Below are 12015 nucleotides of genomic sequence, written 5' to 3' on the forward strand. Positions count from 1 at the left end.
GCCGCCGCCGCATCGAACAGCGGCGATGGCAGTTCGCGCCTCGCCGCATCGATGACGGCCTTGGCCGCGTCATGCGCCTTCACCGCCATCAGCCGCCGGTAAAGGGCCATGCGCAATTCGACATGGCGGGGATGGGCGGCGATCGCGCTGCGCAGGCTTTCGTCATGTCGGTCCGCCGCGCCATGGCTCCACCGCATCTGCGCCAGCGCCTCATGCCCATCGATCCAGTCGGGCCGCGTCAGCAACAATTGTTCCAGCATGGCCTGCCCGGTCGCAGCGTCTCCCTCAATCGCCGCCGCCGCTGCATGGTTGCGAAGCACATCGGGGTGCCCACCCGACAGCGCCAGCGCCCTTGCGAACAGCGCCGTCGCCGGTTCGCCGCTTTCCATATGCGTCTGGGCGCGGCCCATGACGATCCGCAAATCCTGCGGCGCCAGCCTGTCGGCACGGGCAAATGCCGCCGCCGCCTTGTCCATATCCTGCTCGTCGCGCCACGCCAGCGCCAGTATCTGCCATATCGGCGCGATGCCCGGCATTGCTTTGGACGCCGGTTCCAGCAATGCGATGGCCAGGTCCGCGCGCCCGGCATCCAGCGCATCCAGCCCGAAATCGGTCAGCCGCGTCGCCGGCACGGGGCGCACCCGCCGCCGTTCCCACGCCGCCTTCACGTCCTGAAACTGCCGTTCGATCGGACTGGCCGGTGTCATAGGCCGTGGATGCGTCCGCCTGCCGCGATGATCGCGGATATGGCGCGCCGTTCGTCCGCATCCAGATCGGGATGCCATATGTCGAATATCATGACGACGCGCAGCTGGTCGGTCGGGTTCATCGCCTCATGATCGACCGTGTCGTCGAACACCCATGGCGTGCCCTTTGCCCATTCGCGCCGTTCCTCACCGACCCGGAACCAGCATCCCTGGGGCACCACCAGCGGCAGGTGACACACCAGCCGCGTGTTCGACACGCCGGTATGCGGCGGAATATGGGTATGGGGTGCCAGCAGCGAAAACATCGCATTCGGGCCGGCCCCGGCGATGTCCGGCTGGGGCAATGTTTTCAGCACCGCCATGCTTTTGGGGCAATGGCGCGCATTGGCGTCGTTCACCACGCCCTTTTCGATCAGGTGCAGGGCCGACCAGTCGCGATTATTGTTCAGCGCCGCCCATTGATCCAGCGGCAACCCGTCGGGATATTGGACATAGGGGGTGCTGGCCCTGTCCTTGATCGACAGCAACGCGGCCAGTTCATCGGCTATATCGCCGGTCGCGGCGGCCAGTTGCGCCAGCCATTCGAAACGCGCGTCGGGATAATAGCCGATCTCTTCCAGATCCGGGTAGCAATAATGGGTCGGCCCATCCCGGTCGGGCTGCGTCAGGCGGCAGATATTGGTGATGAACCGCGCCATGCGGGGCGATGGCGCGGCGCCGGTGGCGGCCTCTACCGCAGCGGTAAAGCGGGCGACCTGACGCCTTTGCCAGCTGGCGTGCCGATCCTGCGCCATGGCGATGGCAGGGGCCAACCCACGCGGCGGATTATGCGGATCGCACTGTCCCAGCGCCCGGCCGAAGGCAACACCGGCGTCATCGTCGCGGCCCATCGCCTGCAACTGTGTTGCGCGCATCAACAGTGCCATCAGGTCCAGCGGACGCAATGTCAGGGCGCGATCGATCATCGCCAGCGACTGGCCGGCATCCCCCTGCGCCTTCGCCAGCGCGCCCAGTTTCAGCAGGGCGTCGAACGATGGTTCCAGCGCCACTCTCTGCATCAGGAATCCGCGCGCAGCCTTGATGTCGCGCCGCGCTGCGGCGGCGTCGGCGGCCTTGTCCAGTTCCTGCACGTTCATGCCGCAATCCTAATCTGAGCCTTGGCGCATTTTGGAGTCATCCTGCAACAGATGGCGGCTGGCAAAATGCGGTCAACAAAAGATATTTAGAATATGATCGGATCGAGGCCAATCAGATCATGTTCCGATAAAAGAAAAGGGCGGCGGGACATCGGTCCCGCCGCCCTTCCATCCTTGTCCGAAACGAAGGACTTAGAAGTACGCGGTAAGGTTAACGAACAGCTGACGACCCAGATAGTCGTAGGTGCCCGGGAAGGTGTTGCCGTTGGCGAAACCGCCCTGCGACGACGAGCTGATGACCGGCGCGTTCTTGTCGAACACGTTGTTCATGCCCATACGCAGCGTGATGGTGTCCTTCAGCGGGAAGCTGACCTGAAGGTCGACATAATATTGTTCGTCGATCTTGTGGTCGACAGCCGGCGCGTTGCCGGGGATCGCCAGATCCGGATCCGAATCTTCGGTGTCGACGCGGACCTTGCTCAGATAGCGATAGCGCGCCGTCAGAGCGATGTCGTTGGCGAACGTCCACTTCAGGTTGGTCTGGAAACGGAACTTCGGCGACGGGTTGCCGCAGGTCGGACCGAACAGACCGGCGCAGTCATAGCTGAAACCGTTGGTCAGCGGCTGGTTCACATATTTGTCCAGCACGGTGCCGACGAACTGCCAACGCAGACGGTTGTTACCGATCGACGTGCCATAGTTGCCGTTGATGTCGAAACCGGCGGTCTTGAGCGAACCGGTGTTCGTCGTCTGGTTGTTGACGAAACCGCTTTCGTCCAGCCACAGCGAGCCAGCTGCCGCACCTGCCGAGGCAGGCGAACGGTTGATCAGCGAACAGAACTGCGGATCGCCGGTCTGGATGCACTGGTTCAGGATGACCTGAGCGCCAATGGTACCGACTGCGTCCTTCACCTTGATGTTGAAATAGTCGACCGACAGGGTCAGGCCACGTGCGATGCCCTGCGGTTGCAGAACGACGCCAGCGGTCCAGCTGTTGGCCTTTTCAGGACGCAGGTTCAGGTTGCCGCCGGTGAACTGGTTATACTGCTGGGCGGAGTTGACAACGATGTTGCCATACTGCGCGGCGGTAACACCGGTCAGGGCGCACTGGGCTGCGGTTGCGGTCGGGTTGGTGCCGGCGCACGGATCGTTACCACCAAACAGCTGAACTGCCTGGTTCTGGAACAGTTCGGCGATGTTGGGCGAACGGACCGCACGGTTGAACGAACCACGGAACTTGATGTCCGGGATCGGGGCCCAGGTGCCTTCGATCTTGAACGTGTCGGCCTTGTTCTGGCGGGTCGCACCCGTCACGTTATAGGACGAGTGACGATAGCCGAGCGTCAGAGCCAGCGCGTCGAAGAAGGGCTTGTCGGTGACCAGCGGGATCGCGAGTTCGCCGAACAGATCCTTGACGGTGTACTGACCGGCGATCGGCAGGGTCGGACCGCCCTGACCGGCGCCGTCGCCGTTGATGTAGGCCGAGTCAGGCTGGGTTTCCAGCTGTTCCTTGCGATATTCGGCGCCCAGAACGATCTTGAGGCCTTCGTCCGTGAAGGGCGAGGTCAGACCGTATTTGCCCAGATCGCCGACGACGGTGCCGTTGACGACGGTTTCCTTGGTCGTTCCGGTCAGGACCAGCGGGATACCGATATAGGCGGCCGCTTCGGGGGTGATGCCACCGGGCGTAAACACGTTGTAGGGAACGCAGAGGGGGTCCGTACCATCGACCACCGACTGGCAGGTCGCGGTGCCGTTGACGCTGACGACGTTCAGGGCGCGGTCGATCTTGGTGTTCGACGTGTCGTTGCGGTACACGTTGGCGACCTTGATCTGGCCGTACTGGACATAGGCGTCATAGGTCCATGCGTCGGTGATGTCGCCACGCATGCCGGTCACGACACGGAACTGGTTGAAACCGATGTCGTTGTAACGCGGACCGCCTTCGACGTTGCGCTTGCCGAGCAGGAAGTCGGCAGTCGCATCGGTGCCCAGCGCTGCGCCGCAAAGTGCGGTGCCGGTCTGGGTGCCCTGAAGGAAGGGGTTGTCGCAGTTGACCGAACGGGGACCGTAGAAGGCACCGGCAGCGGCGATCTGCGCCTTGGTGCTGTAATCCATGAACATGAAGTCCATGTACGGCTTGAAATGCTCGTCGATTTCATATTCGGCGAACAGGCCGGCGGTGTAACGGTCCGACGGACGACGGAAATAGTTGACCGGGCCGAAGTTGTAGGCGTCGGTCGCCGAGCTATAGGGGCGCAGCGCGCCGCTGTCGGTCAGCGTGTAACCGCCCGCGCTGGTGGGAAGACCGGCGAGAGCTGCGTTGGCGGCCGAAATCCCGCCGATGCGGGCGCGTGCCGGGGTGCCCGAACCACCGCACTGGAAATAGTCGGCGCCGTTGTCGTCCAGCGAGCAGACCGAGAAGTCATAGCCGGCCTGGGTGATGGCGCTGTCATGACGGTAACCGGCATAACCCACGATGCTGCCGCGATCGTCGTCGAAACCGACGCCGAAGGCCAGCGTGGCGTCATAGGCGCCACCGGTGTTGTGGGTGCCGCCCGGCGCACGGAAGCGCTTGTTCACCGTGTCCTGGATGTTGTCGTAATCGTTGTTGTGCGAATAGAAGCCATACTGGCCATCAAGACGGATGCCGCGGAAGGTGCGGTTCATCTTGAAGTTCACGACGCCAGCGACGGCGTCCGCACCATAGGTCGACGACGCACCACCGGTCAGCAGGTCGACGCCCTGCACCAGCGCGCTCGGAATGAAGTTAAGGTCGGCACCCGAGCTGCCGCCGATGTTGCCTGGCATCAGGCGACGGCCATCGACCAGCACGACGGTACGGCTCGGCCCAAGGCCGCGAAGGTCGATCGTGGCGGTGCCGTCTGCACCGTTCGAAATGCCCGAGCTCTGGCCCGCGAACACCTGCGGCAGCGTATTGGCGAGATCTTCGATCTTGGAATAGCCGCTTTCACGGATGGTTTCAGCACCGATGGTGGTCACCGGGGCAGCGCTGATCTGGTTGGGCAGCGCGATGCGCGAACCGGTGACGACGATCGCCGGTCCTTCTTCTTCCGCAGCCTGCTGCGCATACACCGTTGCGGGCAGCAGCGCGCCGATGATCAGCGGCGCAGCGCTGGCGCGCAACAGCGCCGTTTTCGAAATGGTTTTCACTTTCCAGTCCCTTGCTCTGGAGAATGGCGGATTCACACCGCCAACTATGTCGTACCGAGGGAAGCGAAAAGCCCGACAGCGGCCCCCCTCGAAACTGGCGGAACTCTGCGCAGCTGTCTGACGGGTGTAAAGGAGGGTAAATCGGCGACGGTAAACTTTTGCAATCCGCTGTAGCAATTATGCCACAACATTGCGGCATTGCACGGCGCAGGCTGCGTGGGTGAGTGGGTTAAAGGGTTTAAACAGAGGCGATTGCGATAAATTTGTGATGGCGATTACCCCTATTGGGGATATGCATCGCCTGTGCGTGACTCATCACTATGGGTACAGGCATGCGGCATCAGCGGACGGGATTATGGATATGCGCTTCGGGTTGACGGGCCTTGCTTGGCTATGTTGCGTATCGCTTGTCGGGACGGCAGCCGTCGCTGCAAAGGAAAAGCCACGCGCCGAATCCTTTGAACAGCTGATCGCGTGCCAATCGATCGGTGACGCCACACAACGGCTTGCCTGTTACGACCAGCGCGTTGCCGATATGAAGGCGGGCGCCGAACAGGATCGGCTCGTCGTTCTGGACAAGGCGGAAATCCAGAAGACCCGCCGGTCGCTCTTTGGCTTCTCCTTGCCCAAAATTCCCTTTCTCAGCGGTTCCGACGATGATTCGGAACAGGAATCTGTGAACGAAGTCGATGCGTCGATCGTGCGCGTCACCACCTTGCCACAGGGACTCTGGCAACTGGTGCTGGATGATGACTCGGTCTGGCAGACGATCGAACCGGTCGACATTGTCAGCCCGAAAAGCGGCATGCCGGTCCATATCCGAAAGGCGGCGCTGGGCAGCTATCTGGGCAAGATCAACAACCGTCGACCGATCCGCCTGAAACGGGTCGGCTGACGGTCGTCACGCCTTTCTGAAACGGCCGCGTTACAGCGCACCCGGCATCGATCCGGCGATCAGCATCGGGTCGATCCGCGCATCGTTCCACTTCATGCCCCAGTGCAGATGCGGTCCGGTGGCGCGTCCGGTCGCGCCCACCGCGCCGATGCGTTGCCCTTGCGCCACATGGTCGCCAGGCTTCACGTCGATCCGCGACAGGTGCAGGAACGCGCTGTTGAGGCCATGGCCATGGTCGATCATCAGCAAATGCCCCTCCAGCGTGAAGGGCTTGTCGCTGGCCGCCAATATCACCACGCCGTCGGCGGGCGCGACGACTGGTGCACCCGTCCCGGCGGCGACATCCACCCCGCCATGGTAGGCGCCCGGCGTCCCCTGATAGATGCGCTGCGATCCGAACAGGCCCGAAATCCGCCCGGTGCGTGGCCATATGAAGGTCTGCTTCCAACCCGCCGCGTCGGTCACACTGTTGCGGGCGGCGGCAATCGCCTCCAGTTCGGGCTTGCGCAGCGCTAGAAAGGCTTCGGTGCTTTTCGTCGGCCGCATCGGCGCGTTGATGCGTTCGATCCGCCAGTCGCGCGGCGCCACGTTCAGCTGCCGTTCCACGGTTCGTCCGTCGGGCATCCGGGCGGTCAGCCGCGCATGGGGGCCGGCGTCGCGGTCGAATGCGATCAGGAACCGCCCGTCGGCATCCACCGGCACCAGCTGATCGTCCAGTTTCAGCACGACCGTCCCTGCGGGCGCCAGCCCGGTCATGGTGCCGCCCTGCGTCGCCGTGCCGACCATCTGGAAATCGGCCCGATCCGTTGCTGCTGTTGCCGGTCGCGTCACCGGCTGCGCCATGGCCGTTCCGGCAGCGGCCAGCATCAGGACCAATGCGATCCGCCTCATCGTGCGCCGCGCGCCTTCAGTTCGGCCTGCACCGAAGCATCCGCACTGGCATAGGCCTCCTGCCGGGCGATGCTCCAGTAACGCAGATTTTCCAGCGCGATCCGCTGCCCCGTGACGGCGCACAGCACATGGTCGCCCGCCTGCAATACGCGAAAGCTGTAGGGCATGTAATGGAGCCGGGCGATCCGGTCGCGGTTGGACATCAACATGGGTTCAGCTCATTTCTTCGATCAGGAAAACAGGTCTTGCTGCTGCACCGGCGGCGGCGTTTCGCGTGGCTTGCGGGCGGGGCGGGGCGCTGGCGGGCTGGCGTCTGCCAAAGCCACGGCATCGCCGATCGCGGCATCCACCGTGCCGTCCTTGAAATGCAGCACCACCTGTCCCGCTGCCTGCGCCGCCGCCACGGACTGCACCAGCCGCCCGTTCGCCATCACCCGCGCATAGCCCTTCTGCAATGGCCGGTCGGGGTCGAGCGAGGCGAAATGGCGCGATACCCGGTCGAACGCGACGGCGCGATCGGACAGGCTGCGTTGCAGATAGTCGGGCCGCAGCTTCAGCCGGTCCAGCCGCTCGCCCGCGCGCGACACATATTGCTGCAACAATGCAGGCCGCAAGGCGCCGCCCGCCTGCCCCAGCTGCGCCCGCGCATCGGCCAGCCGGTGGCGAAGCCCGCTCACCAGCCCGTCGGACAGCTGATCCAGCCGCTGTCGCTGTGGCGCCAGCAACAGGTCGGGTGTCGGCATCAACCGCGCCTGCATGTCCAGCCGCTCGCGTGCCTGCGCCGCGCCGCGCCGTACCGCGCGCCCGGCGCGCAGGCCCATCTCGCTCAATCCCGCTAGCAATTCCGCCCGCACCGGCACCGCCATTTCCGCCGCAGCGGTGGGCGTGGGCGCGCGCCGGTCGGCGGCATAGTCGCACAATGTCGTGTCCGTCTCATGCCCCACGGCCGATATGATGGGGATGGTGCAATCGGCCACAGCCCGCACCACGATTTCCTCGTTGAAACTCCACAGATCCTCGATCGACCCGCCGCCGCGCGCCACGATCACCAGGTCCGGGCGCGGCACCGGGCCGCTGCCGTCCATTGCGGAAAAACCGCGTACCGCGCGCGCCACCTGTTCCGCCGCGCCCTGCCCTTGCACCAGCACCGGCCAGACCAGCACGTTGGTGGGGCAGCGATCGGCCAGCCGATGCAATATGTCGCGGATCACCGCGCCCGTGGGCGACGTCACCACGCCGATGGTGCGCGGCAGGAAGGGCAGGGGCTTTTTCCGTTCCGCCGCGAACAGTCCTTCGCCCGCCAGTTTTCCCTTCAGCTTTTCCAGCAGCGCCATCAGCGCGCCTTCTCCGGCCAGTTCCATCTTTTCTATGACGATCTGATATTTGGACCGCCCCGGATAGGTGGTCAGCTTTCCGGTCGCGATCACCTCCACCCCGTCCTGCGGGGTAAAGGCCAGCCTTTGCGCGCCGCCCTTCCACATCACGCCGTCCAGCACGGCATTCTCATCCTTCAGCGCCAGATAGAGATGCCCGGACGCCGCCCGCTTGAACCCTGAAATCTCGCCGCGCAGCCGCACATGGCCGAACCGGTCCTCGACTGTGCGCTTGAGCAGACCCGACAATTCGCTGATCGACAGCGGCGGTGCGTTGTCCCCCGCGCGTTCCTCCGCTAACAGGCGGCCCGAACTGTCATAGGCATCATATTCCGGGGACATGGGCGACATGAACATCCTTCTGCTTGGCGGCGGCGGCCGCGAACATGCGCTGGCATGGAAACTGGCGCAATCGCCCCGGCTACAGACGCTCTACGCCGCGCCGGGCAATCCGGGCATAGCGGACCATGCCACGCTGGTCGACCTCGACGCGACGGATCATCGCGCCGTGCTCGATTTTTGCGTGCGCCATTCGATCGGCCTTGTCGTCATCGGCCCGGAAGCGCCGCTGGTCGATGGGCTGGCCGACAATCTGCGCACCATCGGCGTGCCGGTCTTTGGCCCCAACAAGAAGGCGGCGCAGCTGGAAGGGTCGAAGGGCTTTACCAAAGATCTGTGCCAGCGCGCCCATATTCCCACCGCCGCCTATATCCGGGTCACCAGTAAGGACGGCGCGCTGGCCGCGCTGGACGATTTCGCGCTGCCCGTCGTGATCAAGGCCGATGGCCTGGCCGCGGGCAAGGGCGTCATCATCGCACAAACCCACGATGAGGCCGTCGAAGCGCTGGACATCATGTTCTCCGGCGCGTTCGGCGCGGCGGGCGAAGAAGTGGTGCTGGAAGAATATATGACGGGTGAGGAAGCGAGCTTCTTCGCCCTGACCGACGGCAGCGCCATCCTGCCCTTCGGTTCGGCGCAGGATCACAAGCGCGTGGGCGATGGCGACACCGGTCCCAACACCGGTGGCATGGGCGCCTACAGCCCCGCCCGCGTCCTGACGCCCGAACTGGAGGCGCAGGTGCTCGACAAGATCATCCGCCCGACGGTCGATACGCTGGCGGCCGAAGGCATGCCCTATTCGGGCGTCCTTTATGCCGGGCTGATGCTGACGGATGAAGGGCCAAGGCTGATCGAATATAATGCCCGTTTCGGCGATCCTGAATGTCAGGTGCTGATGACCCGTTTCGACGGAGATCTTGTGGATCTGCTGCTCGCCGTCGCGCAGGGCAGGCTCGCGGAGCAGGGGCCGATCGAGCTGGCGGATCGCACCGCGCTGACCATCGTCATGGCGGCCAATGGCTATCCCGGCACACCGGAAAAGGGCGGTGCGATCACCGGCATCGATGCCGCCGAACAGGGCGGAGCCAAGATCTTCCATGCCGGCACGGCGCTCAAGGATGGCGTGCTCGTCGCCAGCGGCGGGCGCGTGCTCAACGTCACGGCGACCGGCGATACGGTGGGCGCGGCTCAGGCGGCCGCCTATGCGGCTGTCGATGCGATCGACTTTCCGACCGGCTTCTGCCGCCGCGATATTGGCTGGCGCGAGGTTGCGCGCGAAGCGGAAAAGGGGTGAACCCTTGCGGCGCGCCGCCATCCACCCTTAAATAGCCTATAGCCAATCGCAGGGGAGACGGTGCGATGCAGGAATTTTTCATGGATTATGGGCTGTGGCTGCTGGTCGGGCTGCTGGTCGGCATCGCGCTCGTCTTTCTGCTGTCGGGCAAGCGCAAGGCGGATGATGCGGTGGAACCGGGCGCATCGGCGGAGCCGGACACGCCCAATCCGGCTGCGGTGCGGCCAGCACCCGTTCCCCCCGCACCCGTCCCACCAGCGCCCGTTCCGGTCGTCGATCCGATCGTTGCGGCGCCCGTCACCGCCGCGCCGCCGGCGGCCGAACCGGTCCCCGTCACCGCACCTGCGGCCGAACCGGTCGTGGAATCTCCGGCCCCGACGCCAGCGGCACAGCCCGCGCCGCCCGCCGCTGCGCCGGAACCGGTCGCGACGCCCACGCCCCTATCATCTCCCGTCGCAGGCGATACTGACGACCTGCTGCGCCTGAAGGGCGTTGGCCCCAAATTGAAGACATTGCTGATCGAACTGGGCGTCACGCGCTATGCGCAGATCGCGGCCTGGACCGATGCCGACATTGCCGCCATCGACGCGAAACTGGGTAATTTCAAAGGCCGCCCGGTCCGCGACCAATGGGTCGATCAGGCGAAATATCTGGCCGCTGGCGACATTGCCGGGTTCGAAGCCAAATATGGCAAGATCTGACCTTACGCCCTGATCGCCCTACTGCGCCGTCATTCACCATCCCGTCGGCTCATGGCGACCATGGGCCGACTGTACGCGCGAACACTTTAAAATTCGTGATGGATGGTGAGGGTGTCAGGAAAATTCGGACATTTTCCATCGGGAAAAGCCATCCCTTCGCGCTCATGGAGGTCGCCCTTTGCGCAGTATCGATTCCTCGCCGCTTGCCAAATCGCTCATGGCGTTTCTCGTCTTCGCTGTCATCCTCGTGGGCTGGCGGCTCTATGGCCGCTATCAGCAAAGCCATGCGACGCTGCCGGAATCGGGGACTGCGGCTGGCGAATGCGCGCTCTGGTTCCTGGGCAGTTCCTCCATTCATCGCTGGACCAGCCTTGAACAGGATATGGCGCCGTGGAAAACCGAAAATCGCGGTATTGACGGCGCGACGCTGGCCGACATTCTGCCCCGCTTCGGCAATATCAGGCCGAAAAAGGAAGGGCGTCCGCGCGCGATGGTCGTCTATGTCGGGGAAAATGACATTGCTGCGGGCGTGCCGGTTCGCACGGTAATGCACCAGCTGGCCGGGCTGTTCGATCTGCGCGACCGCCTGCTGCCCGGCGTGCCGGTGCTGCTGCTGTCGGCCAAGCCCAGTCCGGGGCGCGCCGCCTATCTGGGCGAACAGCGGCTGTTCAACGCCGCGGCCCAGAATTTCCTGCCCCACATGCGCGCGGCGCATTATGCCGACATCACAAGCCCGCTTTTCGCTGGGGGCAAGCTGGGTGAAAATTATCAGCCCGACGGCGTCCATATGAACGCCAATGGCTACCGCATCTGGTCGCAAGTGGTGCGTCGGCGCCTGCAGGACATCCTGCCCGACGCGACACGCAACTGCGCGGGTTGACCCGCTTCAGCCGATCGCATTCACCAGCGCGCGGGGCACGCGCAGCAATGATCCGTGCCGGGCGCCTTCCGGCATGGTCAACCGCGCGCTGACATCCTGCCATGTCACCATGTCGCGCGTCGTCGCCGCGCCCCAGCGGCCTTCCTTGTAGACGTCATAATAGCATATCAGGGCGTCGCCGATGCGGGTGGCCATCGGTCCTTCGACCCATGCGGGTGAAAAGGGCTGGGACAATGGCCCGAACGGCCCGGTCGGGCTGTCGGCCTTTGCAACCTGCAGCCATTTGCGCGGCGGTTCGACCGTCTCGTCCTTGACGATCAGGTACAGTCCGTCGTCAGGCCCCCGCGCAAATGTCCCGTCGATCACGCTGAAACCGGGGTCGTACAGCGGTTCCGCCTTGGAGAAAGCCCGGAAATCCATGGTGCTGCAACGCCACAGCCGGTGGTTATAGGCGGATTCGGATGTCCCCGCCGTTTCGATGAACCGCCCCGTCACGGTGCTGGACCAGAAAATCTCGTACCGCCCGGTGCGGGGATCGCGGATCGCTTCGGGTGCCCAGCAATTGCGCACGCCCGGTACATCGCCCATCACCGCGATCGCCTGCTGATCCGACCAGTGGATGAGG

10 protein-coding genes and 1 pseudogene are annotated in these 12015 nt (G+C 64.3%); 4 read left to right on the forward strand and 7 right to left on the reverse strand.

Going from position 1 to position 12015, the window contains the following annotated elements; translation table 11 throughout:
- The 3 genes and pseudogenes from ACOJSJ_RS16340 to ACOJSJ_RS16350 form a co-directional block, all read right to left on the reverse strand.
- Positions 1-707, reverse strand: a pseudogene (locus ACOJSJ_RS16340) (hypothetical protein); the annotation flags it as partial.
- Positions 704-1843 carry an aspartyl/asparaginyl beta-hydroxylase domain-containing protein gene (locus tag ACOJSJ_RS16345; RefSeq protein WP_420146019.1) on the reverse strand — a complete coding sequence of 380 codons (1140 nt, stop codon included), beginning with the start codon at positions 1841-1843 and terminating at the stop codon, positions 704-706. The pseudogene ACOJSJ_RS16340 and the gene ACOJSJ_RS16345, both read right to left, overlap by 4 nt.
- Positions 1844-2035: 192 nt before the next feature.
- Positions 2036-5017: a TonB-dependent receptor plug domain-containing protein gene (locus ACOJSJ_RS16350; protein WP_420146020.1), complete on the reverse strand. Its 2982-nt coding sequence runs from the start codon at positions 5015-5017 to the stop codon at positions 2036-2038.
- Positions 5018-5372: 355 nt separating this feature from the next.
- Between ACOJSJ_RS16350 and ACOJSJ_RS16355 the strand changes: the two genes are divergently transcribed.
- Positions 5373-5912, forward strand: coding sequence for a hypothetical protein (locus ACOJSJ_RS16355; RefSeq protein ID WP_420146021.1), 540 nt, complete (start codon positions 5373-5375; stop codon positions 5910-5912).
- Between the two features lie 30 nt (positions 5913-5942).
- Here the strand turns inward: ACOJSJ_RS16355 and ACOJSJ_RS16360 are convergent, their stop codons facing one another.
- From ACOJSJ_RS16360 to xseA, 3 genes are read right to left on the reverse strand one after another with little or no spacing between them, the layout of a single operon-like run.
- On the reverse strand, positions 5943-6803 hold the full coding sequence (locus ACOJSJ_RS16360; protein WP_420146022.1) for a M23 family metallopeptidase: 861 nt from the start codon (positions 6801-6803) through the stop codon (positions 5943-5945).
- Complete coding sequence (locus ACOJSJ_RS16365; RefSeq protein ID WP_420146023.1) at positions 6800-7012, reverse strand: DUF2093 domain-containing protein; 213 nt, start codon at positions 7010-7012, stop codon at positions 6800-6802. Before ACOJSJ_RS16365 ends, ACOJSJ_RS16360 begins: the two co-directional genes overlap by 4 nt.
- A gap of 21 nt (positions 7013-7033) precedes the next feature.
- Positions 7034-8518, reverse strand: coding sequence for an exodeoxyribonuclease VII large subunit (gene xseA, locus ACOJSJ_RS16370; RefSeq protein ID WP_420146028.1), 1485 nt, complete (start codon positions 8516-8518; stop codon positions 7034-7036).
- 7 nt (positions 8519-8525) lie between these two features.
- Here xseA and purD point away from each other — a divergent pair, with 7 nt between their 5' ends.
- The 3 genes from purD (at position 8526) to ACOJSJ_RS16385 (ending at position 11390) form a co-directional block, all read left to right on the forward strand.
- Positions 8526-9809 carry a phosphoribosylamine--glycine ligase gene (gene purD, locus ACOJSJ_RS16375; RefSeq protein ID WP_420146024.1) on the forward strand — a complete coding sequence of 428 codons (1284 nt, stop codon included), beginning with the start codon at positions 8526-8528 and terminating at the stop codon, positions 9807-9809.
- A gap of 65 nt (positions 9810-9874) precedes the next feature.
- On the forward strand, positions 9875-10510 hold the full coding sequence (locus ACOJSJ_RS16380) for a hypothetical protein (RefSeq protein ID WP_420146025.1): 636 nt from the start codon (positions 9875-9877) through the stop codon (positions 10508-10510).
- Between the two features lie 178 nt (positions 10511-10688).
- Entirely contained in the window at positions 10689-11390 is a 702-nt protein-coding gene (locus ACOJSJ_RS16385; protein ID WP_420146026.1) for a GDSL-type esterase/lipase family protein, read from the forward strand.
- Between the two features lie 6 nt (positions 11391-11396).
- Here the strand turns inward: ACOJSJ_RS16385 and ACOJSJ_RS16390 are convergent.
- Positions 11397-12015: glycosyl hydrolase (locus tag ACOJSJ_RS16390; protein ID WP_420146027.1), on the reverse strand; the 619-nt coding region annotated here is incomplete at its 5' end.

This window comes from Sphingobium sp., assembly GCF_048594625.1.
Lineage (GTDB): Bacteria > Pseudomonadota > Alphaproteobacteria > Sphingomonadales > Sphingomonadaceae > Sphingobium.